Below are 23,376 nucleotides of genomic sequence, written 5' to 3'. Positions count from 1 at the left end.
GATGCCGAGTTCTGATCGCGGCTGGCGCGGGCTGCTGGAGACGTTCTCCGACGCGCCGGCCAACGGCGGGCCGAGCACGGCGCCGCCGGGTGCGGCGGACCGGGCGCGGCGGTTGCTGGAGGCGTTCTCCGACGCCTCGCCCGCCTTCGCGGACGGTGCGGGGCCGTCCCCCGCGCCGACGGCGGATCCGGGGCGGACGCTCGTGTGGGGGGTCGTGACGTTGGGCGTCCTCGGGGCGGTGTGCACGGCGTGGGCGGCCGCGGAGACCGGGACGTCCGCCGCGGCGCTGCTCGCCGCGTTCACGCTCGCCGTGCTGGCCCTGTTCGTGGCGCCGCTGGCCGGGTTCGCGCGCGCCAAGGCCGCGTGGGCCCGGGCGCAGGGGGACGGCGCGCGGTCCGCCGGCCGGACCGAGAGGCTCCGCGACAGCTTCTGGCACGCGCTCGGCTCCGAGGAGCGCGACGCCGTCCGCGGCGTCGCGCGCCCGTGCGCCTTCGGGCCGGGGGCGCCCCTGCTGCGGCAGGGGTATCCGGCCGACTACGTCGTCGTCATCCGGTCGGGGTGGACGAAGGTCCGCGTCGACCGGGCGGGCGAGGAGCGGATCGTGGCGGTCCGCGGCCCCGGCGACCTCATCGGCGAGCGGGCGCTGTTCGAGGACGAGGCCTGGTCGGCGACGGTCATCGCGCTCGACGCCGTGGAGGCGCTCGTCGTCGCCGCGGCGGACTTCCGCCGCGTCGTGGAGCGGTACGCGGGCGTGCAGTCGGTGCTGGAGAAGCAGGCGCACGACCGCACCGTCGAAGCGGCGGCCCGCACCTCCGGCACCGAACTCGCCGACACCGAGCGCCGGCTGGCCGCCCTGTTCACCACGCTGTCGCGGGCGCGGGGCGGGGCGCTCCCGCTGACGGGGACCGAGCTCGCGGGCTGGACATCCTCGACGCCCGCGGCGGTGGCCAGCGTGCTCAACGAGTGGGACGGCGCGGGACTCGTCCACGCCGGGGACGGCACGATCGACGTCCTCGACCCGGTCCGGCTGGAGCGGCTCACGGCGGGCGGCGGGCCACGCCCGGAGGCCGTGCCCGGCTCCCTGTTCCTCACGGGGCAGGACTGCACGGTCGTGTTCGCCGACGTGGTGGGGTTCGGGTCCCCGGACCTGACCGAGGCGGACCGCGCGGCGATCCGGCGGGTGCTGTTCCGGTCCCTGGAGGAGTCGTTCGCCGCCGCCGGCGTGCCCTGGGCGGCCTGCCACCGCGAGGACCGCGGGGACGGCGTGCTGCTCGTCGTCCCGCCCGGGGTCCCGGTGAGCACACCGGCCGATCCGCTGGTGCGGGCGCTCGCCGAGCGCATCGACCGGCACAACGGGGGCGCGGCGGAGGCGCGGCGCTTCCAGGTGCGGGTCGCGGTCGACGCGGGCCCGGTGCACGCCGGGCCGGACGGCGTCACCGGGGCGGCGCTGGCCCGCGCCGCCCGGCTGCTGGAGTCGGACGTCCTGCGGCGGCGGCTCGCGGGCGTCGCGGCCGTCCTAGGGCTGATCGTCTCCGCGCCGGTGCACCGGGGGATCTCCGGGGCCGGACCGGAGTTCGAGCCCGTCGAGGTGCGCGTGCCGGGCCCCGGCGACGCCTGGCTGCGCCTCTTCCCGGCCGCCGTCTAGCGGCGGGGCGGCTAGAGGCGGACGTACTCGTAGTCGAACGGCCGGCCGTTGATGCCGTTGCGGGGCGGGGCTATCCAGGCCGCGATCCTGCCGCGCTCGTGGACGGGCCGCATCAGCGAGCGGACGTGCGTCCTGTCGACCTCCGTCGGAAGCCAGGCGTCCTTGCGCCGCTCCCACTCGGGGGCGTCGAGCACCTCGCCGTCCGGCGCGGCCTCGATGCCGGCGAAGGCGCCGACCTTTCGGTTGAAGGCGACGCTCGGCAGGCGCAGGCGCTGCGGGAGGCCCGCCTCGGACAGGATGCGGTTCCAGCGGTTGACGCCGCTCTGGCAGTCGGCGACGTAGGCGCGGCGCAGGTCGGTGTTGAGGCCCACGAGCGCGGCGACCTCGGTCTGCCCGACGCCTCCCTCGACGAGGGCGTCCACCATGACGGCGTCGTCGGTGAGGCGGTGGTCGTCCTGGCGGCGGTCCTCCATCCAGCGCCCCTTGAGCCCGGCCGTGTAGTAGCCGGCGACGTTGCTGGACGTCTCGGAGCCGAACAGGTCGAGCGACACCGAGTAGTGGAAGTTCAGGTACTTCTGCACGACGTCCAGGGAGATCCCGCCGTGCGGGGCGACGTCGTCGGTGTCGTGCTCCTTCATCAGCCGGACGGTCCGCTCGACGACCCGGTCGATGCCCGTGGTGCCGACCATCATGTGGTGGGCCTCCTCCTTGAGCATGAACTCGCAGGTGCGCGCCAGCGGGTCGAAGCCGGACTCCTTCAGCGTGCCGAGCTGGTACTTGCCGTCCCGGTCGGTGAAGTAGGTGAACATGAAGAACGAGAGCCAGTCGGGGGTCTCCTCGTTGAAGGCGCCGAGGATGCGGGGCGACTCCTCGCTGCCGGAGTTTCGGTGCAGCAGCTCCTCGGCCGCCTCGCGTCCCTCCCGCCCGAAGTGGGCGTGCAGGAGGTAGACCATCGCCCACAGGTGGCGGCCCTCCTCGACGTTCACCTGGAACAGGTTGCGCAGGTCGTAGAGGCTGGGCGCGGTGGCGCCGAGGTTGCGCTGCTGCTCCACGGACGCGGGCTCGGTGTCGCCCTGGATGACGATGAGGCGCCGCAGGTCGGCGCGGTACTCGCCGGGGACCTTCTGCCACGCGGGCTCGCCCTTGTGGGCGCCGAAGCCGATGCGGCGGTCGCCGTCGCGCTCGGCCAGGAAGATGCCCCACCGGTAGTCCTTCATGGCGACGTGCCCGAAGTGCGCCCAGCCCTCGCGGCCGACGTCGACGGCCGTGCGCAGGTACACCTCCCGGGTCGGCAGCGACGGCCCCATCGACTCCCACCAGGACAGGAAGTTCGGCTGCCACGACTCCAGGGCGCGCTGGAGGCGCCGGTCCTCGCGCAGGTCGACGTTGTTGGGGATCTTCTCGGTGTAGTCGGCGGTGGTCGCCATCGCTCAGACTCGCTTTCGGTCGAAGTCGGCGCGCCGCCCGGTGCCGTAGCGGCGCAGGGCGCCGTCCGGGCCGGACGCGTTCGGGCGCGTGAAGATCCAGTTCTGCCAGGCGGACAGCCGTCCGAAGATCTTGGTCTCCAGGGTCTCGGGGCCGGGGAAGCGGTGGTTGGCCTCCAGGCCGGTGAGCGCGTCCGGGCTGAAACCGGCCCGCTCCTCGACGGCGATGCGGATCTCCTCGTCCCAGTCGAGGTCGTCGGGCGCGAAGGTGACCAGGCCGAGGCGCTCGGCGTCGGCGGCCTCCAGCGGCTTGCCCGCGGCGTCGCCGGCGGCGGCCAGCGCGGCGCCGTCGCCGAGGAACCGGGTGGCGAGGCGGGTGAGCCCGTTGCCCATCGGGAGCGGGCCGAGGTTCATCGCGTCCACGGTGACCGCGGCGGGGTCGGCGCCGGGATCGACGTCCTCGAAGACGCCGTCGAGCTGGTAGGAGCGGTCGGCGGCGAGCGCGACCTCCAGGAGGGAGCCGGCGAAGCAGCTGCCGGGCTCGATCAGGGCGATGAGGCTGCGGCTGGTGACGTCCAGCCGCTTCAAGGTCCGCTTGAGGTAGTGCACGATCTCGTTGGCGAGCCAGTCGCCGGCGTTGCCGAGCAGCAGCCGGTCGTGGGCGAGGACGTGCTCGGACGCCCCCCGCGTGCGGAGCACCCACGTGCCGAGCTCCGGCTCGTTGGTCCGCAGGTCGAGGATCAGGTCGTCCAGCTCGCGGGTCATGGCGAGCGTCCAGAAGTCCGCGCCGTGGAAGTCGCCGGGAGGCGCGTCCGGGCCCGCGATGGTGATCAGGGCGGCGCCCGCGTCGCGGTCGAGCTCCGCCGAGACGTGACGGTAGGCGATCGAGGCGTCCGTGCGCTCCTTGCCGAGCGGCGTCAGCGCGATCCCCTCGGCATCGTGTGGACGGGACGAGCGGGCCGCCAGTTCCCGCGCGCGTTCGGCGACCGTCTCGTCCCAGGCGGTGCGCGGGACGGCCTCGTCCACCAGGCCCCACGCGACGGCCTTCCTGCCGCCGAGCCCCTCGGCCCTGGTGGAGAAGTAGTCGGCGCGGTCGCGGCGGACGCGCCGCTTGTCCGTCACCCGGGTCAGGCCGCCGGTGCCGGGCAGGACGCCGAGCAGCGGCAGCTCCGGAAGCGACACCGCCGAGGAGCGGTCGTCGACGAGCATGATGTGCTCGCAGGCGAGGGCCAGCTCGTATCCGCCGCCGGACGCGGTGCCGTTCAGCGCCGCCAGGTAGGTCTGGCCGGAGTTCGCCGTCGCGTCCTCGATGCCGTTGCGGGTCTCGTTGGTGAACTTGCAGAAGTTCACCTTCCAGCCGTGCGTGGACGCGGCCAGCATCCGGATGTTGGCGCCCGCGCAGAAGATCTTCTCCTTGCCGCCGGTGACGACCACCGTGCGCACCGCGGGGTGCTCGAAGCGGAGCCGCTGGACGGCGTCGTAGAGCTCGATGTCCACGCCGAGGTCGTAGGAGTTCAGCTTCAGCTCGTACCCGGGGACCAGCCCGCCCTGCTCGTCCACCGCCATCGTGAGGGTGGCGACCTGGCCGTCGACGTCCAGGCGCCAGTGCCGGTAGCGGGACGGGTCCACCCGGAACTCCACGTGCGGGCTGGTCATGCGCTGTCCTTCCGCCGGTGCCGTCTCCATCATGTTCCACAGATTCTGCTCTTCGCGTCAACAGTTTGTAGCACTTCGACTCGTGCGGCCGCCCTGGGCAAAAGCGGCCCGGAGACGGGTCAGGGCGCCGCGAGCAGGTCCGAAGCGAGCTCGCGGACGGCGAAGCGGCGCAGCTTGCCGGTCGGCGTCGTGGGCAGCCCGTCCACGACCAGTACCTCGCGGGGGCGCTTGAACGAGGCGAGGCCCGCCCGGCAGAACCCGATCAGCTCGGCCGGCTCGGCGGTCGCGCCCTCCTTGAGCACGACGCAGGCGACGGGCTTGTCCAGGCCGTCGGCGTCGGGCAGCCCGACGACGGCGGCCATCGCGACAGCGGGGTGCTCCAGCAGCCGTCCCTCCACCTCGGACGGCGACACCCAGATGCCGCCGGCCTTGAGCATGTCGCCCGTCCGGCCGAGGCAGGTGTAGAAGCCGTCCTCGTCCACCACGTAGGTGTCGCCCGTGCGCAGCCACTCCCCCTGGAAGACCTGCCGGGTCGTCTCGGTGCGGCACCAGTAGCCCGTCGCGATCGACTCGCCCTTCACCAGCAGGGAGCCCGGCGTCCCCGGCGGGGCGTCGGCCCCGCCGGCGTCCACGACCCGCAGCTCGTAGCCGGGGACGGCGGTGCCCGTCGTCCCCGGGCGGACCCGGCCGGGCCGGTTCGACAGGAAGATGTGCAGGCACTCCGTGGAGCCGATCCCGTCGATGATCTCCACGCCGTACCGCTCGGTGAAGCGGCGGCACAGCTCGGCGGGCAGCGGCTCCCCCGCCGACACCGCCAGCCGGACGGACGCGAACGCCTCCACCGGGACCCCGGCGTTGAGAATCGCGGCGTAGAAGGTCGGGACGGCGAAGAACAGGGTCGGCCGGTACTCGGCCAGCCGCCCGGCCACCGAGGCCGGGGTCGGCCGGTCCGGGTCCAGGACGGCGGTCGCGCCCGTGGCGAGGGGGAAGAACAGCGAGTTGCCGATCCCGTAGGCGAAGAACAGCTTGGCGACCGAGTAGCAGCGGTCGTCCGGCCGGATGCCGAGGACCTGGCGGCCGTAGGTCTCCACGACGTGCCGGATGTTGGCGTGCCGGTGCATCGCGCCCTTCGGCCGTCCCGTCGTCCCGGACGTGTAGAGCCACAGGGCGCTGGAGTCGTCCGAGGTCGCGTACGGCTCGGCGGGGGCGCCGCCGTGGGCGCGCCCCTCGCGGACCAGGTCCTCGAACCGGTCCACCCGCACGCCCGCCGGGACCCGGAGCCCCGCGTCCCCCTCCACCGCGACGCGCCGCACACCGGGAGCGGAGGCGAGGGCCGCCTCCGCTGCGACCGCGAACCGGTCGCCGACCAGCAGCACCCTGGCGCGCGCGTCGGCGAGCAGCCCGCCGAGCTCGGGGCCCGTCAGCATCGTCGACACCGGGACCGGGACGGCGCCGAGCCGCATCGCGCCCAGGATCGCGGCGGCCATCCGCGGGCCGTCGGCCATGAACAGCACCACCCGCTCCTCGGCGCGCAGGCCCCAGCGCTCCAGGCCGGCGGCGACGCTCCCGGCCAGCTCGGCGAGCTCGGCGTAGCTCAGGTCCCCGCCCGGTCCGGTCAGCGCCGTCCGGTCGCCGCCGGGCCCGGACGCCGCCCGGAGCAGGTAGTCGGACGCGTTGAAGGTGTCGGGCGGGACCGGTGCGGTCGCCGTTCCAGCGGTCATCGAGGTCTCCCCTCGCCGGGAACCGTGCCCCCAATGCTCTACATAGACGAAACGCTAGTCAATAGACTTGTGGAACGACAGCGATCCCGGAGGGGACCTGCGGGGAACCCGGCCGGACCCGCGCGATACTGGACGGCGTCCGGCCGCCCCGCGGCCGGACGGGCGCGCCCACCAGGGCCCAGAGGAGGAGCACATGGCCTCGATCGGCGAGGACGCGGCGCACCCGGAACCGAGGTTCCGGCGCCGGCGCGAACTCGGCGCGGCGAGCGCGCGGTCGCTGCTGCTGACCGTGCTGGGCGAGTTCGTCCTGCCCGGCGGCGAGCCGGTGTGGACGGCGACGTTCCTGCGCGCGCTCGGGCTCCTCGGCGTCGAGGAGAAGGCCGTCCGGCAGGCGCTCGCCCGCAGCGCCGGCGAGGGCTGGCTCGCCGGGGAGCGGCACGGCCGCCGCACCGCCTGGCGGCTCACCCCGTCCGGGGAGCGGCTCCTCACCGACGGCACCGAGCGGATCTACGGCTTCGGCCGCCCGGTCGGCGCGTGGGACGGGCGCTGGCTGCTCGTCCTCGCCACCGTCCCGGAGACCAGCCGCCGCCTGCGCCACCTGCTGCGGACCCGGCTCGCCTGGAGCGGCCTCGGCAACCTCGCCCCCGGCGTGTGGGTCAGCCCGCATCCCGAGCGCGAGCCCGAGGTGCGGGAGGTCCTCGCCGGAATCGGCGTCGCGGACGGCTCCACGCTGTTCACCGGTGAGCTCGGCGATCTGGCCGAGGCGCGGCGCGTGGCGCGCCAGGCGTGGGACCTGGAGGAGATCGGACTCGCCTACGGCGACTTCCTCGACGCCGTCGGCGCGCTACGTCCCGCCGACGATCCGGGGACGTTCGCCGCGCACACCAGGCTCGTCCAGGAATGGCGCCGGTTCCCGTTCCTCGATCCGGGCCTTCCGGCGGCGCTCCTCCCCGACGACTGGAGCGGCGCGCAGGCCGTGGCGCTCTTCCACGAACGTCACGACACCTGGCGTCCCGTCGCCGACCGCCAGTGGAAGGCGTTGAGCGCCTGACGGCGCGCGGTGTGTAGGCGACGCGTCCCCGGGAAGTCGGGTAGGGGCCGGTGTCGTCGATGGGAGTCGTGGAAATGGGCAGCCTGATAGGACGGAACCTGCTCGCCGGATCGGACCCCGACGTCGCCGCCGACTCCGGCTACGCCGACCACCCGCCCCGCATGGGGTTCTTCACCGACACGTCGGTGTGCATCGGCTGCAAGGCGTGCGAGGTGGCGTGCAAGGAGTGGAACGCCGTCCCCGAGGACGGGCTCGAGTTCACGGGCATGTCCTACGACAACACGCAGGGCCTCGGTGCCGACACCTGGCGGCACGTCGCCTTCATCGAGCAGAGCAAGCCGATCGGCCAGAACGAGACCGGCGTCGAGCACGGTGCGGCGCCGGACGCGTCCGGCATGCGCTGGCTGATGGCCTCCGACGTGTGCAAGCACTGCACGCATGCCGCGTGCCTCGACGTGTGCCCCACCGGCTCGCTGTTCCGCACCGAGTTCGGCACGGTCGTCGTCCAGGAGGACATCTGCAACGGCTGCGGCTACTGCGTGCCCGCCTGCCCGTACGGGGTCATCGACCAGCGCAAGGGCGACGGGCGGGCCTGGAAGTGCACCCTGTGCTACGACCGGATCGGCGTGGGGCAGGAACCCGCGTGCGCGAAGGCGTGCCCGACCGACTCGATCCAGTTCGGCCCGCTAGACGAGCTGCGCGAGCGGGCCGCGCTGCGCGTCGACCAGCTCCACGATCTCGGCGTCGAGGACGCGCGCCTCTACGGGCACGACCCGGACGACGGCGTCGGCGGTGACGGCGCCTTCTTCCTGCTGCTGGACGAGCCGGAGGTGTACGGGCTGCCACCGGATCCGGTCGTCACGACGCGCGACCTGCCGTCCATGTGGCGGCACGCCGGTGTCGCCGCGGCCGCGCTGCTCGGCGGGCTCGCCGCCGTCTTCACCGCCCACGGCCGCGAGGGGGGCGCGCGATGAGCTCGTCGGAGGTCGGTAAGGAAGGCGTGCGCGGGGAACGGCCCGGCCGGGAGGCCCAGATCGGCAAGGGCCTGCGCGGCCGTGGACGGCGCGGAGGGCGCCGGGGCGGGCGCGGCGAGAAGGCCATGGTGCCGGAGGCGGAGTTCACCTCCTACTACGGCAAGCCCATCCTGAATCCGCCGGTGTGGAAGTCCCTCGACATCGCGGGGTACTTCTTCCTCGGCGGGCTGGCCGGCGCGGGGTCGGTGCTCGCGGCCGGCGCCCAGCTCACCGGGCGCCCGGCGGCCGCGCGGGCGCTGAAGATCTCCTCGCTGGCCGCCATCGGCGGGTCCACGGCCGCGCTGGTCCACGACCTCGGCCGGCCGGAGCGGTTCTACAACATGCTGCGCGTCATGAAGCCGACGTCGCCGATGAGCGTCGGCTCCTGGCTGCTGGCCGCCTACGGCCCCGCCGCGGGCGCCGCCGCCGCGCTGGAGGTGACCGGGCTGTTCCCGCGCCTCGGCCGCGCCGCCACCGCCGGAGCCGCCGTGCTCGGCCCGGCCGTCGCCGCCTACACCGCCGTGCTCGCCGCCGACACCGCCGTGCCCGCCTGGCACGAGGCGTACCGCGAGCTGCCGTTCGTCTTCGTCGGTTCGGCCGCCGCCGCCGCGGCCGGTATGGCGCTGGTCGCCGCGCCCGTCCGGGAGAACGCCCCGATGCGCACCGCCGCCGTGTTCGGCGCCGGTCTGGAGCTGGCCGCGGCCAAGCTGCTGGAGCGACGGGCCGGGCTCGCCGCCGAGCCGTACGGGCGGGGCAGGAGCGGGGCCTACATGCGCGCGGGCGAGGTCCTCTCCGCCGCGGGCACCGCGGGCTGCGTGCTGCTCGGCGGGCGCAGCCGGGCCGCGGCGGCGCTGAGCGGGGCCGCCCTTCTGGCGAGTTCGGCCTGCACGCGTTTCGGCGTCTTCCACGCGGGCGTGCAGTCGGCGGAGGACCCCAAGTACACCGTCGTTCCCCAGCGGGAACGCCTCGCCACACGCGGCACGGCGGCCGCCTCCTGAGGCTGCCACCTTTCTGCAAGTCGATTGAAATCTTGCGCAAGCTCTTGACCTGAATGCAAGAAGAGAGCATTCTCACGGTGCTCGCGGACGGCCGTCCCCCACCCCCTCAGGCGCCCGCCAGGCGCCCTGTGACAGGAGTTCGCCGAAATGTCTGCAAACGACGCCCCACGCGCACGAGTCCCCCGCCGCCGGTCGCTGCTCGCCGCCGGCCTCCTCGTCCTCGCCGGGACGGCGCCCGTCGCCGCCCTGCTCCCCGACCGCCCCGCCAGGGCCGCCGCCTCCCTCAACGCCGGCGACGTCACCGCCAACCTGTGGGAGTGGAACTGGCCGTCCGTCGCGGCCGCCTGCACCGACCACCTCGGCCCGGCCGGGTACGGAGCCGTGCAGGTCGCGCCGCCCGCCGAGTCGGTCAGCCTGGCCTCGACCAACGACGGAGCCCACCCGTGGTGGGAGGTGTACCAGCCCGTCTCCTACGGACTGACCAGCAGGCTCGGAACCCGCGCCCAGTTCTCCTCCATGGTCACGGCCTGCCACAACGCTGGCGTGCGCGTCTACGCGGACGCGGTCGTCAACCACATGGCGGGCCACAACAACACGCTCAACACCACCTACGGCGGCTCGACGTTCGATCCCGGCGGGTTCGCCTACCCGGCCGTCCCCTACGGGTACGGCGACTTCCACCACGCCAACGACGGGTACTGCAACGACGACGACGCCGGCATCGACGACTGGAACAACACCTCCGAGGTGCAGAACTGCGAGCTGGTCTCGCTGTCGGACCTGAAGACGCAGTCCGGCTACGTCCGCGACAAGATCACCGGTTACCTCAACGACCTGATCGGCCTCGGCGTGGACGGGTTCCGGGTCGACGCCGCCAAGCACATCGCCCAGAGCGACTTCGCCGCCATCAAGGGCGCCCTGCACACCACCACCGCCGAGGGGAAGGCGCCGTACATCGCGCAGGAGATCTTCCCAGGGTCGAACACGGCCGACCTGAAGCCGTCGGCGTTCACCGGGAACGGCGACGTGCTCGGCTTCTCCTACGCCCAGGGTCTGAAGACGCAGTTCCAGAACGGGACGCTGTCGAACCTGTCGGGCATCCCGTCCTGGTCGCTGGACGCGGACGGCTCCAAGACCTACACGATGATCGCCAACCACGACACCGAGCGGGACGGGTCCACGCTCAACTACAAGAACGGCTCCGACTACACCCTGGCGACCTACTTCCTGCTGGCCTACCCGTACGGCAAGCCCACCGTGTACGACGGGTTCACCTGGTCGTCGGCCGGGCAGTCGCCGCCCGCCGACTCCCGCGGGTTCGTCACCGGCGCGAACTGCTCGAGCGGCTGGCAGTGCATCAGCCGCTCGACCGGGATGAAGGGCATGGTCGGCTGGCACAACGCGACCGCGTCCGCCACGACGGTCGGCAACTTCACGGCCACCGCGGGGAACGTCATCGGATTCAGCCGCGGCTCGAAGGGCTGGATCGGCCTCAACGACTCCTCCGGCCCGTCCACCGCGTCCTACCGGACCGGCCTCGCTGACGGCGTCTACTGCGACGTCATCACCGGCGGCCTCGGCTCGGGCGGCGGCTGCCAGGGCACCGCCGTCACCGTGTCGGGCGGGACGGCGACCGTGACGATCCCCGCGGGCGGCGCGGTGGCGATCCACGTGGACGCCCGGTCCGGGCAGACCCCGCCGCCCACCTCCGACCCCGGGACCGTCTCCGACACCTTCAACGTCAACGCCACCACCACCTGGGGGACGAGCGTCTACCTCGTCGGCGACGCCGCGGCGCTCGGCGCGTGGGACACCTCCAAGGCGGTCAAGCTGTCCCCGTCCGGCTACCCGATCTGGAACGGGACGGTGACGCTGCCCGCCAACACGAGGATCGAGTACAAGTACGTCAAGAAGACCGACGGCGGGGCCGTGACGTGGGAGAACGGCGCCAACCGCACCTACACGACCGGCACGTCCAGCCGCACCGCCAACGACACCTGGCGATAGCCCGACCGCGGGCCGGCCTCCGCGTGCGCGGAGGCCGGCCCGGCGCGTGTCAGGAGCAGGGCGCGTGTCAGGAGCAGGGCGCGTGTCAGGAGCGCGGCGTGCGGAAGAGGGTCTCCTGGGTGAGGCTCGCGACGAGGACGCCGTCCCGGGCGTGGATCGTTCCGGTGTACCAGCCGCGACCGGCGGCGACCGTCTGCGGGACGAGGTCCATCAGCACCCAGTCGTCCATCCGGACCGGCCGGTGGAACCAGACGGCGTGGTCGAGGCTGGAGCCCGACCGGGCGGCGCCGTCGTGCAGCGCGATCAGCCCGCTGGAGATGTCGGACAGGTACGTCAGCACGCACGCGTGCAGAAGGTCGTCGTCCGGCAGCAGCGCGGTGCAGCGCGACCACAGCCGCGTCGGGAAGTCGGCCGCCTCGTAGGGCTGCGGCGGCACGCGGCTCTCCATGGAGAACAGCCGCGGGACCGGGGAGGCCGGGAGGCCCTCCGGCCCCGGGGTCCGCGGCGCCGCGTGCACCTGCCGGTCCTCGCCCTCTGCGGGCTGTTGGAACGACACCGACATGTTGAAGATGACCTCGCCGCCCTGCAGCGCCACCACGCGCCGCGCGGAGAACGAGCGGCCGTCGCGGTCCCGGTCCACCCGGAAGATCGTCGGCCGCGCGGCGTCGCCGCCGCGCAGGAAGTAGCCGTGCAGCGAGTGCGGCAGCCGCCCCTCCGGGACGGTGCCGCCCGCCGCGCGCAGCGCCTGCGCCGCGACCTGCCCGCCGTACAGCGGGTAGGGGTCGTCGAAGACGAGGGCGCCCCGGTAGAGGTCCCGGTCGAGCTCTTCCAGATCCAGCAGGTCCAGGACGGAATGGAGGGATTCCAACCGCGCTTCGGGCTCTTCGGAGATCGAGGGTCGCACGCTCGTGACGTTATCCGACCCGCGTGTGATCCGCCGGCGGCAGCGCGCGTCAGCCCTCCCCCGTCTCGGCGGGGCGTCGGCTGCCGGGGCGCCAGAAGGCGGCCAGCAGGAGCGCGGCGCCGAGCCCGCCGGCCAGGGCGGTGACGGCCAGGCCCGTCCAGCCCGACAGGGCGTCCTCGATCCCGAGGGCGCGGTCCAGGGACACCGCGCCGCCGCCGAGCGCGCCCACGGCGCACGCCACCATGATGATCATGACCACGTACTCGTAGCCCTGCCCGGGGCGGAAGATGAAGAAGCCGTTGCGCAGGTGCGCGGTGACGAACGCGACCGCCATCGTGCCCACCGCCCCCGCGGCCGCCAGCGGGGTGAGCAGTCCGAGCAGCAGAAGCACGCCGGCGCCCAGCTCGGTGCCGGTCGCCATCAGCGCGTGCAGGCGGCCCGGCCGCAGGCCCATCGACTCGAACCAGCCCGACGTGCCCTCGATCTTCCCGCCGCCGAAGGCGTGGTTCCAGCCGTGCGCCACGAGGGTGCCGCCGACGGACACCCGCAGGACCAGGGAGGCGATGTCGATCCCCGCCGTGTCTACAGCCATGCCCGGCCCCTTCCTCGTTCGCTGGGAACGTCCAGCAACGTACCGGACCGGGCGGGTGGCGCGCCGGTGCCGACGGGCACGCCCTCGCTCCCGCATATCCCGGCGCCCGTGGGGCAGATCACAGAAGTCAGGCTCCGCATCGCGTCACATCCGGGCGTGCGCCGCCCATCTATCTCTGTGAGCGGCACGGGCGCGGAGAGCTTGGGAGGCGGCATGGACAGCGTGGCGAGGAAGTTCGACCTGACGATGCTGTACGCCGCCTACGACGCGTTCCGCCGCGACGCGGCCCGACTGCAGACGGCGGCGGGAGCGGAATCGGCGGCCCTGCCGGGCTCCGCCTTCGGCTGGGCCGAGGCCGCGAACAGCTGGACCCTGTTCACCTCCCACTGGAGCCTCCAGGACCGCGCCGAGAAGAACGCCCTGTGGACCGTCATGTACGCCAAGGACGCCGACGGGCCCGGCCGCGTCGGCGTGGTCCTCGACGCGATGGCGTCACTGGCGTTGAGGGCCGTCCCGCTGATCGACGGCATGGACGCGGCGCTGGAGCACCGCGACCGCGGCGCGCTCGCGAGGTACGCGCGCGACCTGCGGGCCTCGGTGGACGCGCTGCTGGACTTCAAGGAGTCCAACGTCCTGCCGCTGATCCAGGAGACCCTCACCCCGTTCGAGTGGGGCGCCTTCGACGTGGAGCTCCGCCGCGAGCTGGGGCTGCGCGGGCTCGGGGTGTTCCTGCCCTGGCTGCTCGACGGCGCCCCGGACGGCACCCGCCGCGCCGTCCTCGGGCTGCTGCCGCCGCCGATCCGGCTCTGCTACCGGGTCCGCTGGCGCCCGCGCTACCTGCGCCGCCGCGGGCTCGCCGTCCCGGCGCGCTGATCCCGCCCCGGCGGGTCCCGGCGTGCCGCCCCGCCGTGTGACGCGCTACACATCCTGAAATGTCACATTCGTCGGCCGAGGTGGGTCTCATCCCTGGAAGCGCGACTGCCCAGAGCGCGACGGAGGGATGCGGACGATGGCGGGAACGAGGGCGCCCGGCGGGGCGCGGGCCGGCACGCGGAGGCCGCCCAGGGGGCTGGACGTCACGGCGCGGGCGCTGGACGAGCGGTTCGGCACCGCCGGATTCGCGCGCAAGGCGATGCGCAAGGCCTTCCCCGACCAGTGGACCTTCCTGCTCGGCGAGATCGCGATGTACTCCTTCGTGATCATTCTGCTGACCGGGGTGTACCTGACGCTGTTCTTCAAGCCGAGCATGCACGAGGTCGTCTACAACGGCTCGTACACGAGGCTGAAGGGCGTGGAGATGAGCGAGGCGTACGCCTCCTCCCTCAAGATCAGCTTCGATGTGCGGGGCGGCCTGCTCGTCCGGCAGATCCACCACTGGTCGACGCTCATCTTCATGGGCGCGATCCTCGTGCACATGCTGCGGAACTTCTTCACCGGAGCGTTCCGCAAGCCCCGCGAGCTGAACTGGCTGATCGGCGTCGCCATGTTCATGCTCGTGATGCTGAACGGCCTGTTCGGCTACTCGCTGCCGGACGACCTGCTGTCCGGCACGGGCCTGCGCATCCTGGAGGGCGTGCTCGCGTCGATCCCGCTGGTCGGCTCGTACGCGGTGATGTTCCTGTTCGGCGGCGAGTACCCGGGCACCGACATCATCCCGCGCCTGTACGTCATCCACGTGCTGCTGATCCCCGGCATCCTGGCGGCGCTGATCCCGCTGCACGCCGTCGTGCTCACCTGGCGGCAGACGCACACGCAGTTCCCGGGCAAGGGCAGCTCGAACACGACCGTGCGCGGCTACCCGTTCTTCCCCGTCTTCATCGCCAAGACGACGGCGTTCTTCCTGTGGGTGCTGGGCGTGACGACGCTGCTCGCCGCGTTCTTCCAGATCAACCCGATCTGGCTGTTCGGGCCCTACGACCCCGGCGCGATCAGCTCCGGGTCGCAGCCCGACTGGTACATGGGCTGGCTGGAGGGCGCGCTGCGGATCATGCCGTCCTGGGAGATCAGCGTGTGGGGCCACACCGTCGCGATGAGCGTGGTCGTCCCGGCCCTCGTGGTGCCCGGGCTCCTGTTCACCGGCCTGGCCGCCTACCCGTTCCTGGAACGCTGGGTGACCGGCGACTCGCAGATCCACCATCTGCTGGACCGGCCGCGCGACGTCCCGGCGCGGACCGGCATCGGCGTCGGCGGCGTGGTCTTCTACGGGGGGCTGTGGCTCGCGGGCGGCAACGACGTCCTCTCCCACAGCTTCCACGTCTCGCTCTTCTGGACGACGTGGTTCTTCCGCTTCCTCATCGTCCTCGGACCGGTGCTGGCCTACATCGTCACCTACCGGATCTGCGTCGGCCTGCAACACCGCGACCTCGGCCTGGCCCGGCACGGGCTGGAGACCGGCATCGTCCGCCAGTCGCCGGACGGGAGGTTCAGCGAGGTCGAGCGCCCGCTCCGGGACGAGGAGATCGCCGCGATCACCGATCCGCGTCCCGCGCCCGCCGCCGACCTGGACGTCCCGCCGCCCGTCGACGACGTCGACAGCCCCCGCGGCCGCACCGCCAGGGGACGCGTGCGCGCGGCCCTCAACCGCCGCTTCCGGGCGGACCTGGCCACCGTCCCCGAACGCCGCCAAGCGGAACCGGACGGCGAGCGGCCGGCGATCGAGGAGAAGGCCGCGTCACGCTGACCCGGGACGCTCGAACAGGAGGCGGATGACCGGGCCGGCGGCCTCCACGGGGTCGTCGCCGAGGTCGCGCAGGGCGCCGCTCAGCCACAGGTGGGCGAAGCCGTGCACGATCGACCAGGCGGCGATCCCGGCGGTCCGGTCCCCCGCGGGACGGCCGGGCACGGCGCCGCGGACGCCCTCGGCGAGGACCCGGCCGGCGCGGTCGCGGGCGGCGGCCACCTCCGGGTCGTCCGGGCGGTAGAGCGCGGGGGCGAACATGACCTCGAAGTGGACCCGGTGCTCGACGGCGAACCGCACGTAGGCGAGCCCGACGCCGTGCAGGTCGCTCCCGGCGGCCTCCAGGGCGTCGGCGAACAGCGCGTACCCCTCGGCGGCGACGGCCGTCAGCACGCCGGTCTTGTCGCCGAAGTGGTGGGCGGGCGCGGCGTGCGACACCCCGGCGCGGCGGGCCAGCTCGCGCAGGCTCCACGTCGCCGGGCCCGACTCGGCGATCGCCTCGATCGCGGCGTCGAGCACGGCGCGCCTCAGGTTGCCGTGGTGGTAGGCGTCACCGCTCATGCCCGGAATCCTAGGGCGGGAGGACGGGCCGGCCGTCAGTCGTGCTCCTTGGCGAACGCGCGGAGCCGCGCCAGGTCCACCACGGTGATCCTGCGCCAGCCGGTGCGGATCAGGCCCTCGCGCCGCAGCCCGCCGAGGGCCCGGGCGACGGTCTCCCGGGAGGCGTCCATCCAGCTGCCGAGCTCCTCCTGCGACAGCGGCGGCCCGATCTCGATCGACCCGTCCGCCGCGGGCGGGGCGTGCTGGGCCGAGCGCTCCGCCAGGTCGGCGAGCAGGGACGCCAGCCGCTCCGGGCCCCGGCTCGTGATGTGGGCGGTGAGCCGCCGGTCGGAGTCGTCCATGCGCTGGACGAAGGTACCGGTGACGAGCATCCACACGTCCGGGTGCGCGTCCAGGAACCCCGTGAAGCGGGCCGCGGGCACGACCAGGGCGCGGATCGGGGACAGCGCGGTGACGGTCGCGGCGCGCGGCCGCCCGCCGAGCACCGCGCTCTCGGCGAGCAGGTCGCCGGGGCCGCGCACGGCCAGCACCACGTCGTGGCCGTCCTCTGTCGCGGAGGTCACCTTGGCCCAGCCCCGCTCGATGATGATCACATGGTCGGACTCGTCGCCCTGGTACACCAGCGGCGCCTTGACCGGGAACGTGCGGGGGCGCGCGGCGGCGCGCAGCGCGGTCCGCTGCGCGGGTTCGAGCGCCGACCAGAACGCGGAAGGCGGTGAGGACGCCGCGTACGGAACCAACAGCCGCCTCCTTTGCTCAGGGTCACCTGAACTGTAAACCCGCAGGCTCTCACTTGGGGACGGCGATGAGGCGCACGGCGAGCCCCGTGAACACGGTCCCGCTGAAGATGTTCAGGCCGCGGGCGACGCGGCGGCTGCGCCGCAGCAGGTTCGCGAGCCGGCCGGAGAGCAGGCCGACGGAGGCGTCCACGGCCAGGCCGATCAGGACGAGCGTGACGCCCAGGACGAGCAGCTGCGCCATCGGGTGCCCCATCGAGGGGTTCACGAACTGCGGCAGGAAGGCGATGTTGAAGAGGATCACCTTGGGGTTCAGCAGGTTCGTGACGACGCCCTGCCAGAACGCGCGGAGCCGCCCCGGGCCGGCGGGGGCCGTGCCCTCCCCGGCGGGTTCGCCGCGGTCCCGGAACGACTTGACCGCGAGGTAGAGCAGGTAGGCGGCGCCGGCCCAGCGCAGCACGTGGTAGAGCGCCGGCAGCGCGGTGAACAGGGCGGACAGGCCGAGCGTGGCGGCGACGGCGTGCGTCAGGGCGCCGGTGGCGACGCCCGCCGCGGCCATGAGGCCCGTGACCGGCCCGCCGCGCCCGCCCATCGCGACGATGAACATCATGTCGGGGCCGGGCGTGACGCAGAGCGCGAACGCGGCGACAACGAACGCCGCATAAAGGGAGGTATCGACCATTCCGCAATCATGCTCCAGGAGGCCGCCGCTCCGCGAACCCCCGGCCCCGGGCCGGCGTCAGGAGGCCAGGGGCGGCTGGGACTCGACCGTCACGGCCTCGTGGTCGAAGGACAGGTATCCCCCGATCTTCGCCGCGTCCTCCAAGGGCTCCTCGTACGACCAGGCGGCGTCCTCGGCCCCGGCCAGCGACCAGTACGTCGCCTCGCCCTTGTACGGGCAGAAGGTCCGCTTGGCGCTGCGGGTCAGCAGGTCGCGGCGGACGCCCTCGGCCGGGATGTAGTACCGGTTGGGCAGCCCGGTCTCCGACAGCAGCTTCGGCCGTCCCGTCTCGGCGACGACCTCGCCGTCCAGCAGCACCCGGACGCGCCGGGACGTGGTGCGCGCGTCGACGCGGTGGAAGGGGTCGCGCAGATGGCCCTTGACCTCCTCGTCCTCGTCGAACCAGGCGTCCATCCGGTCCCAGTAGAAGGCCATGTGCCCGCGCAGCCACGCCGCCTCCGGCTTCGGCTCCGGATACCCCCAGACCGCGTTCTCGGCCGCCCGATCGCCCGCCCGCACCGTCCAGTACACGGCGTCGCCCTTGAACGGGCAGTGCGTGGAGTGGACGGTCTTCTCCAGCAGGTCGGTGCGCACGTCCTCCTCAGGGACGTACAGGACGGGCAGCAGCCCGGTCTCGTGCAGGAGCCTCCCGCGCTCGGTGTCCAGCACCGTCTCGCCCGCGAACCGGGCGCGCACCCGGCGCGGGAAGTCGTGCATGAACAACCGGTGCGCCGGCCCGTCGATCGTGAAGTTGACCTCGTCGCCGAGGGAGCCGGCGAGCGGGCCCGGCTGCTTGGTCAAGGACATGGCGCGACTCCTCAGACTGCCCGATGACTAGACGCCGGTCGGCATCGTCTCCAGTTCACCACGGCGCGCGGCCTCCAGATGCAGCGGCTGGAGCGCCGAGGTGGCGCGGAACCAGCACAGCGCGTCGTAGCGGTCGGCGAGCCGCGTCGGGACGTACTGGCGCGGGTCCCGGTCCGGGTCGTACACGACGCCGATCGCGCGGTGCCCGAGCGCGTCGGTGAAGAAGGCGGGCTTCTCCCGCTCCGGCGGCACGACGAACATCGCCCGATGCAGTTCCGACTCCGCCAGCACGTGCTCCAGCGAGCCGCGCGCCGGCGGCGGGACGCGCATGATCTCCATCGGGGCGCCCCAGGCCGGCGCCGCGACGACCTCGCCGGGTCCGCCCGCGAACCCGACCAGCACGGCGCCGCCGGCGCCGTACCGCTCCCTGGCGAGCTGGCCGAGGTTGACCATCCCGGCGCCCGCCATGTCGGTCGCCCGCGCGTCGCCCACGTGGGTGTTGTGCGCCCACACCACGGCCTTGCCGCCATAGAAGTCCATCAGCCGGTCCAGGGTGTCGGCCATATGGACGTCCCGGACGTTCCACGACTCGGGCCCGCCGTCGAGCATCGTGCGGTAGTAGTGCTCGGCGCCCGCCGCCACTTCGGCGTTCTGCCGGGCGTCGAACTCCTCTTCCGGGTCGCCCGCCTCCCCCGGCGGCGCAGGGCGGCGCAGCGCGGCCAGCAGTTCCAGGACCTCCGCCGTGCAGCCGCCCGGGACCAGGGCCGTGTTCCACCCGTAGGCGCGGGGGTCGTGGCCGTGGGGCTCGAAGCAGCGGTACGCCTCCAGCGCCGTGTCTAGGTACTCGGGGCGATGCTCCGCCAGGTAGTCGACGACCGCCCGCAGCGACTCCCAGAGGCTGTAGACGTCCAGCCCGTGGAAGCCGGCCCGCTCGCCGGAAGGAAGGCCCGCGTTGCGGTCGCGCAGCCACCGGCAGAACCGGACGGTCTCCTCGTTGGCCCACATCCACGTCGGCCAGCGCTCGTAGGCGTTCAGGGCGTCCCGGGGCTCCCGCCGCGCCCCCGGCGCGAGCGTCACGCAGCGGCCGACCCGGCGGCAGTCGGGCCAGTCGCCCTCGACGGCGACGAACGCGAACCCGCGCTCGGCGATCAGCCGCCTGGTCAGCGCCGCCCGCCACGCGTAGTACTCGTGGGTCCCGTGGCTGGCCTCGCCGATCAGCACGCACCGGGCGTCCCCGATCCGGTCGAGGAGCGGGTCCAGGTCCTCGGCGTACTCCAGCGGCAGCGCCGCTCCGCGCACGTCGGCGGCGGCTCGGCTCTCCTGGCGTGGCATGACGGCGTCCCCCTCGCGTCCTCCATCGCGTTTCCAGGTCCTCTTCTTCGCGTTCCCGGGATACGGGGATCGATTCGCGCCGGGCGGGATCGCGCGGCGCTACGCGTCCCGCCGGATGCCGGTGGTGCGGGCGCGGTAGTCGCTGGGGGTCTGCCCGTAGGCGGCGCGGAACGCGCGGCTGAAGGCGGCCGCGTCAGGCAGGCCCCAGCGGTTGGCGATCGCGCCGATCCGCTGGGTGCCGAGGAAGGGGTCGCCGAGTTCGCGGCGGCAGTGCTCCAGGCGGCGGGTCCGGACGTACCGGGCGACGGTCGTCCCGGTCGGCGCGAACACCCGGTAGAGCTGGCGGACGGAGATGTGGTGCGCGGCCGCGATCGCGGCGGGGCTCAGCGACGGGTCGTGCAGGCGCGCCTCGATCCACTCCTCGATCGCCCGCAGCATCTCCGCTCCCTCCGGCGACGGGGACGGCGGCGCGCCCAGCCACTCGCCGGCCGCGCCGGTGACCAGCTCGACCAGCGCGCCGCCGAGGTGGTGGGCGTAGATCTCGTCGGGCGCGGTCCCGAGCGGGTCGCCGGCCGCGGCCCCGTTCCGCGCCGCGTCCTCCTCGCCGCTCTCGGCCAGGGCGGCGAGGAAGGACGAGACGAGCCGCCCGGTCCGGCCCCGCCCGCCGAGCAGGGTGCCGCCGAACGCGGCGAGGCGCTCGCGCGGCAGCGGGACGGCGCTGTGCGGGATCACGACGGTGAAGATGTGGTGGGCGTCGAAGGCGATCTCGACCGGACGGGTGAGGTCGTAGAACACCACGTCCCCCGCCCCGACCACGGCGCGGCGGCCGTTCTGCCGCAGCACGCACGAGCCTCGCAGCACCAGGCCGAGCTTGTAGCACTCGCGTGTGTCGCGGGCGATCTGCCGGGCGCTGCGCCGCACCGCGTGCGCGGGCGCGTACACGTCGCCGGCCTCCACCGGGCCCAGCGCCCGGCCGCTCAGCCGGGCGGCGAACCCGCCGGGCAGGCGCGGCTGGACGTGGAAGGGCCCGAAGGCCGAGCTGATCAGGTGGCGCCAGAAGTCCGCCTGGTCGCGGGCAGGGTGGTCCGAGGTGTCAACGAGCGTGGGCATGACGCTCCTCCGGTCGGCGGGCGGGGTCTCGGACGCCACCCGCAAGGCTTCTACGGCCCGTCAGGAAGGTCAATGAGCGAGTCAGCACGACGCTTCGGGCGGGCTTTGGCACTCGCCGCCAAAGTGACGGCACGCAGCGGCAAGACCGCCCCTTCCCGGGCGGCTTATACATGTCGCGGACCGACTCCCAGGGAGCCCCGCCAACCGGAAGATCCCGGACGACCCCCGAAGGAACCCCCATGACAGCGGACGAGCAGGAAACCGCCACCGGCCACGACCCCGGTGACGGCCAGGAGAACGGCATCAGCCGCAAGAACTTCATCGTCGCCGCGGGCGCGGCGGGCATCGGCGCGCTCGCGCTGCCCACCGCCGTGTCCGCGGTGGCCGCGCCCGCGCAGGCCCGCACGGAGCAGCGGCCCCTCACCCCGACGCCCAAGTGCGACGACGGGGACGACTCCCCGACGCACTCGCAGATGGAGGGCCCCTACTTCAAGCCCGGCTCCCCCGAGCGCGCCTCGATCGTGACCCCCGGCATGCCGGGGACCCCCCTCACCGTGTCCGGGATCGTCTACTCGATGTCGTGCGCGCCGGTGGCCCACGCCCTGCTCGACTTCTGGCAGGCGGACTACTACGGCAATTACGACAACTACGGCTATAAGCTCCGTGGACATCAATACACGGACGCTTCCGGACGATTCACCCTCACGACGATCGTGCCCGGCCTCTACCCCGGCCGCACCCGGCACATCCACGTGAAGGCCCAGGCCCCGTACCAGCAGATCCTGACGACGCAGCTCTACTTCCCGAACGAGCCCCGGAACAGCTCCGACATGCTCTACGACCCCGCGCTGCTCATGAAGGTCCAGACCGGTCCCAGCGGGCGCACCGCGAAGTTCGACTTCGTCCTGCAGGTTCCCTGACCGGGGTTCCGCGGCCGGATTCCGTCACCGCTCCCGCGGAATCCCGCCCCCGCCAAGGCACCGGCGCGCCTTGGCGGGGGCGCCCGCTATGACTCTGCGGGGGCGCCCGCCAAGAGTCTGCGGGGGCGCCCCGCCTGCGGTTTTTCGTGAGTTCCCACCGGCGCGCCGCGCCGTTTCGCGGGGAACGGGACCGAGACGTGATGCGATTCGCCCACGAAACGGCAAAGGAATGGATAGTCTCCCACCGATCACTTTTGGTTGTGTAAGGAATCTGGGAGCACACGCGCATGAGCGCTGCCAACCGGGCACAGGTCATCACACGGTGGGGGGCCATCGCCTTCATGGCGGCCGCGGTCCTGACCGCCACCGCCGGTGGCTTCGCCCAGTCCTATGCCGGTCTCTATCACTGGGCCCTGGAACACGGCCTGCGGGGCTGGAAGGCCGAGTCGTTCCCCCTGCTGGTCGACCTGTTCATCATCGTCGGTGAGCTCGGGCTGTTCCTGCTGGCCATCGACGCCTTCGTCATCAAGCGCCGGGCCCTGATGAGCTGGCTCGACTTCTGCCTGCCGCTGACCATCGCCCTCGCGGGCTGGACGGCCAGCCTGATCTTCAACGTCGGCCACGTCGGCCACAAGACCTTCTCCTTCCAGGCGACGGCCGCGGTCCCGCCGATCGTGTCGATGCTCGGCCTGTTCGTCCTGCTGCGGACGCTGCACCGGTACGTGTCGCAGAGGACCGAGGAGGAGGAGACCAAGCAGCCCGAGCCGCAGACGCGCGCGATCGCCGGGCCCGTCACGCTGAACCAGATCACGTTGATGCCGCTGCGCAACACCGGCCCGTTCGCGCAGATCCAGGTGCCGGGGTACTCCGGCAAGGCGATCGAGTCCGGGACGTCGGGCAGGGCCGAGCCCAAGGCGGCGCCCGCGGGCGAGGCCGCTCCGGCCCCGGCCGCACCGGCGGCCTCCGCTCCGGCCGCGGCCCCCGCCGCGACCGAGCCCGCGCCCGCACCCGCGCCGGCCCCCGCTCCCGAGCCGGAGCCGGAGCCGGAGCTGGCCGTGGTCAGCGCCGCGTCGCGCGGCAGCCTGAACGGGCGCAGTTCCTACGGCACCGCCCCCGAGGAGGACGTGCCCGCCGGGCCCGCGCCGGAGAACCTGCGGTCCCTGGTCATCGACATCCTGGAACGGCGCCACGGCGACGTCGCCGCGACGCTCGCCGAGGTCAGGGCCGAGGGCTACCGCTGCGACGAGGCCGAGATCCAGCGGATCAGCGACAACCACTGGTTCCCGTACGCGGTGTACCGGCTGCTGGCCAAGCACCACGGCGACGGCGAGCTCGTCGCCCAGGAGCTGAACGCCCAGGGCATCGTCTACGACCAGGTGACGCTGGACGCGCTCGTCCAGTCCTGGCGCGTCTGACGCCGGCGCGCTTGCGCGCCTTCCGGAACGGCCGCCCGCCACCGCGGGCGGCCGTTCCGCGTTCTCCGCCCGTCACGGGCGCGCT

At 73.4% G+C, this 23,376-nt stretch carries 20 protein-coding genes; 9 read left to right on the top strand and 11 right to left on the bottom strand.

The features are described from left to right. The first annotated feature begins 1 nt into the window (after window position 1). The gene (locus BJY14_RS37450; RefSeq protein ID WP_179847931.1) at window positions 2-1,645 is read left to right on the top strand and encodes a cyclic nucleotide-binding domain-containing protein; all 1,644 of its coding nucleotides are present in this window, start codon (window positions 2-4) and stop codon (window positions 1,643-1,645) included. A gap of 11 nt (window positions 1,646-1,656) precedes the next feature. Here BJY14_RS37450 and boxB read toward each other — a convergent pair whose 3' ends face one another. From boxB to BJY14_RS37435, 3 genes are all read right to left on the bottom strand, one after another. After that, on the bottom strand, window positions 1,657-3,072 hold the full coding sequence (boxB, locus tag BJY14_RS37445; RefSeq protein WP_179847930.1) for a benzoyl-CoA 2,3-epoxidase subunit BoxB: 1,416 nt from the start codon (window positions 3,070-3,072) through the stop codon (window positions 1,657-1,659). Between the two features lie 3 nt (window positions 3,073-3,075). Beyond that, complete coding sequence (boxC, locus tag BJY14_RS37440) at window positions 3,076-4,725, bottom strand: 2,3-epoxybenzoyl-CoA dihydrolase (RefSeq protein WP_179847929.1); 1,650 nt, start codon at window positions 4,723-4,725, stop codon at window positions 3,076-3,078. A gap of 119 nt (window positions 4,726-4,844) precedes the next feature. Then, on the bottom strand, window positions 4,845-6,446 hold the full coding sequence (locus BJY14_RS37435) for a benzoate-CoA ligase family protein (RefSeq protein ID WP_179847928.1): 1,602 nt from the start codon (window positions 6,444-6,446) through the stop codon (window positions 4,845-4,847). A 193-nt stretch (window positions 6,447-6,639) separates the two neighbouring features. On the opposite strand from BJY14_RS37435, the gene BJY14_RS37430 reads away from it, so the two are divergent. The 4 genes from BJY14_RS37430 to BJY14_RS37415 all read left to right on the top strand — a co-directional run bounded on the left by BJY14_RS37430 (window position 6,640) and on the right by BJY14_RS37415 (window position 11,515). Further along, entirely contained in the window at window positions 6,640-7,497 is an 858-nt protein-coding gene (locus BJY14_RS37430; RefSeq protein WP_179847927.1) for a PaaX family transcriptional regulator, read from the top strand. 161 nt (window positions 7,498-7,658) lie between these two features. Further along, complete coding sequence (locus BJY14_RS37425) at window positions 7,659-8,471, top strand: 4Fe-4S dicluster domain-containing protein (RefSeq protein WP_246397698.1); 813 nt, start codon at window positions 7,659-7,661, stop codon at window positions 8,469-8,471. After that, on the top strand, window positions 8,468-9,508 hold the full coding sequence (nrfD, locus tag BJY14_RS37420) for an NrfD/PsrC family molybdoenzyme membrane anchor subunit (protein ID WP_179847925.1): 1,041 nt from the start codon (window positions 8,468-8,470) through the stop codon (window positions 9,506-9,508). Before BJY14_RS37425 ends, nrfD begins: the two co-directional genes overlap by 4 nt. A gap of 147 nt (window positions 9,509-9,655) precedes the next feature. Further along, complete coding sequence (locus BJY14_RS37415; RefSeq protein WP_179847924.1) at window positions 9,656-11,515, top strand: carbohydrate-binding module family 20 domain-containing protein; 1,860 nt, start codon at window positions 9,656-9,658, stop codon at window positions 11,513-11,515. 85 nt (window positions 11,516-11,600) lie between these two features. Here BJY14_RS37415 and BJY14_RS37410 read toward each other — a convergent pair whose 3' ends face one another. Further along, on the bottom strand, window positions 11,601-12,419 hold the full coding sequence (locus BJY14_RS37410; RefSeq protein ID WP_312879607.1) for an acyl-CoA thioesterase: 819 nt from the start codon (window positions 12,417-12,419) through the stop codon (window positions 11,601-11,603). Between the two features lie 49 nt (window positions 12,420-12,468). Then, window positions 12,469-13,011 carry a DoxX family protein gene (locus BJY14_RS37405; RefSeq protein WP_179847923.1) on the bottom strand — a complete coding sequence of 181 codons (543 nt, stop codon included), beginning with the start codon at window positions 13,009-13,011 and terminating at the stop codon, window positions 12,469-12,471. A gap of 213 nt (window positions 13,012-13,224) precedes the next feature. Here BJY14_RS37405 and BJY14_RS37400 point away from each other — a divergent pair, with 213 nt between their 5' ends. Both BJY14_RS37400 and qcrB read left to right on the top strand, forming a co-directional pair. Beyond that, window positions 13,225-13,884: a hypothetical protein gene (locus BJY14_RS37400; protein WP_179847922.1), complete on the top strand. Its 660-nt coding sequence runs from the start codon at window positions 13,225-13,227 to the stop codon at window positions 13,882-13,884. Between the two features lie 136 nt (window positions 13,885-14,020). Further along, on the top strand, window positions 14,021-15,691 hold the full coding sequence (gene qcrB, locus BJY14_RS37395) for a cytochrome bc1 complex cytochrome b subunit (RefSeq protein WP_179847921.1): 1,671 nt from the start codon (window positions 14,021-14,023) through the stop codon (window positions 15,689-15,691). Here qcrB and BJY14_RS37390 read toward each other — a convergent pair. The 6 genes from BJY14_RS37390 to BJY14_RS37365 form a co-directional block, all read right to left on the bottom strand. After that, complete coding sequence (locus tag BJY14_RS37390; RefSeq protein ID WP_179847920.1) at window positions 15,683-16,249, bottom strand: TetR/AcrR family transcriptional regulator; 567 nt, start codon at window positions 16,247-16,249, stop codon at window positions 15,683-15,685. The genes qcrB and BJY14_RS37390 overlap by 9 nt on opposite strands. Window positions 16,250-16,284: 35 nt before the next feature. Next, entirely contained in the window at window positions 16,285-16,989 is a 705-nt protein-coding gene (locus BJY14_RS37385; protein WP_246396253.1) for a Crp/Fnr family transcriptional regulator, read from the bottom strand. A gap of 49 nt (window positions 16,990-17,038) precedes the next feature. Continuing rightward, window positions 17,039-17,668 carry a LysE family translocator gene (locus BJY14_RS37380; protein ID WP_179847919.1) on the bottom strand — a complete coding sequence of 210 codons (630 nt, stop codon included), beginning with the start codon at window positions 17,666-17,668 and terminating at the stop codon, window positions 17,039-17,041. Between the two features lie 57 nt (window positions 17,669-17,725). Next, window positions 17,726-18,514 (bottom strand): DUF427 domain-containing protein, encoded by a 789-nt coding sequence (locus BJY14_RS37375; RefSeq protein WP_179847918.1) that lies wholly within the window; start codon window positions 18,512-18,514, stop codon window positions 17,726-17,728. A 27-nt stretch (window positions 18,515-18,541) separates the two neighbouring features. Continuing rightward, window positions 18,542-19,846: an erythromycin esterase family protein gene (locus BJY14_RS37370; RefSeq protein ID WP_179847917.1), complete on the bottom strand. Its 1,305-nt coding sequence runs from the start codon at window positions 19,844-19,846 to the stop codon at window positions 18,542-18,544. 99 nt (window positions 19,847-19,945) lie between these two features. Further along, window positions 19,946-20,956, bottom strand: coding sequence for an AraC-like ligand-binding domain-containing protein (locus tag BJY14_RS37365; protein WP_179847916.1), 1,011 nt, complete (start codon window positions 20,954-20,956; stop codon window positions 19,946-19,948). Between the two features lie 239 nt (window positions 20,957-21,195). Between BJY14_RS37365 and BJY14_RS37360 the strand changes: the two genes are divergently transcribed. Beyond that, complete coding sequence (locus tag BJY14_RS37360; protein ID WP_179847915.1) at window positions 21,196-21,876, top strand: dioxygenase family protein; 681 nt, start codon at window positions 21,196-21,198, stop codon at window positions 21,874-21,876. Between the two features lie 287 nt (window positions 21,877-22,163). Further along, on the top strand, window positions 22,164-23,291 hold the full coding sequence (locus BJY14_RS37355) for a DUF2637 domain-containing protein (RefSeq protein WP_179847914.1): 1,128 nt from the start codon (window positions 22,164-22,166) through the stop codon (window positions 23,289-23,291). The last annotated feature ends 85 nt before the right edge of the window (window positions 23,292-23,376 follow it).

Source organism: Actinomadura luteofluorescens (assembly GCF_013409365.1).
Lineage (GTDB): Bacteria > Actinomycetota > Actinomycetes > Streptosporangiales > Streptosporangiaceae > Spirillospora > Spirillospora luteofluorescens.
Note: the sequence above shows the minus strand (reverse complement) of the source record. Positions and strands in the feature narration are given on the sequence as shown.

Excerpts from the sequence above, each read along its gene's own strand:
- BJY14_RS37450 (WP_179847931.1), top strand. The coding sequence starts at position 2 with ATGCCGAGTTCTGATCGCGGCTGGCGCGGGCTGCTGGAGACGTTCTCC.
- boxB (WP_179847930.1), bottom strand. The coding sequence starts at position 3,072 with ATGGCGACCACCGCCGACTACACCGAGAAGATCCCCAACAACGTCGAC.
- boxC (WP_179847929.1), bottom strand. The coding sequence starts at position 4,725 with ATGACCAGCCCGCACGTGGAGTTCCGGGTGGACCCGTCCCGCTACCGG.
- BJY14_RS37435 (WP_179847928.1), bottom strand. The coding sequence starts at position 6,446 with ATGACCGCTGGAACGGCGACCGCACCGGTCCCGCCCGACACCTTCAAC.
- BJY14_RS37430 (WP_179847927.1), top strand. The coding sequence starts at position 6,640 with ATGGCCTCGATCGGCGAGGACGCGGCGCACCCGGAACCGAGGTTCCGG.
- BJY14_RS37425 (WP_246397698.1), top strand. The coding sequence starts at position 7,659 with ATGGGGTTCTTCACCGACACGTCGGTGTGCATCGGCTGCAAGGCGTGC.
- nrfD (WP_179847925.1), top strand. The coding sequence starts at position 8,468 with ATGAGCTCGTCGGAGGTCGGTAAGGAAGGCGTGCGCGGGGAACGGCCC.
- BJY14_RS37415 (WP_179847924.1), top strand. The coding sequence starts at position 9,656 with ATGTCTGCAAACGACGCCCCACGCGCACGAGTCCCCCGCCGCCGGTCG.
- BJY14_RS37405 (WP_179847923.1), bottom strand. The coding sequence starts at position 13,011 with ATGGCTGTAGACACGGCGGGGATCGACATCGCCTCCCTGGTCCTGCGG.
- BJY14_RS37400 (WP_179847922.1), top strand. The coding sequence starts at position 13,225 with ATGGACAGCGTGGCGAGGAAGTTCGACCTGACGATGCTGTACGCCGCC.
- qcrB (WP_179847921.1), top strand. The coding sequence starts at position 14,021 with ATGGCGGGAACGAGGGCGCCCGGCGGGGCGCGGGCCGGCACGCGGAGG.
- BJY14_RS37390 (WP_179847920.1), bottom strand. The coding sequence starts at position 16,249 with ATGAGCGGTGACGCCTACCACCACGGCAACCTGAGGCGCGCCGTGCTC.
- BJY14_RS37380 (WP_179847919.1), bottom strand. The coding sequence starts at position 17,668 with ATGGTCGATACCTCCCTTTATGCGGCGTTCGTTGTCGCCGCGTTCGCG.
- BJY14_RS37375 (WP_179847918.1), bottom strand. The coding sequence starts at position 18,514 with ATGTCCTTGACCAAGCAGCCGGGCCCGCTCGCCGGCTCCCTCGGCGAC.
- BJY14_RS37370 (WP_179847917.1), bottom strand. The coding sequence starts at position 19,846 with ATGCCACGCCAGGAGAGCCGAGCCGCCGCCGACGTGCGCGGAGCGGCG.
- BJY14_RS37365 (WP_179847916.1), bottom strand. The coding sequence starts at position 20,956 with ATGCCCACGCTCGTTGACACCTCGGACCACCCTGCCCGCGACCAGGCG.
- BJY14_RS37360 (WP_179847915.1), top strand. The coding sequence starts at position 21,196 with ATGACAGCGGACGAGCAGGAAACCGCCACCGGCCACGACCCCGGTGAC.
- BJY14_RS37355 (WP_179847914.1), top strand. The coding sequence starts at position 22,164 with ATGAGCGCTGCCAACCGGGCACAGGTCATCACACGGTGGGGGGCCATC.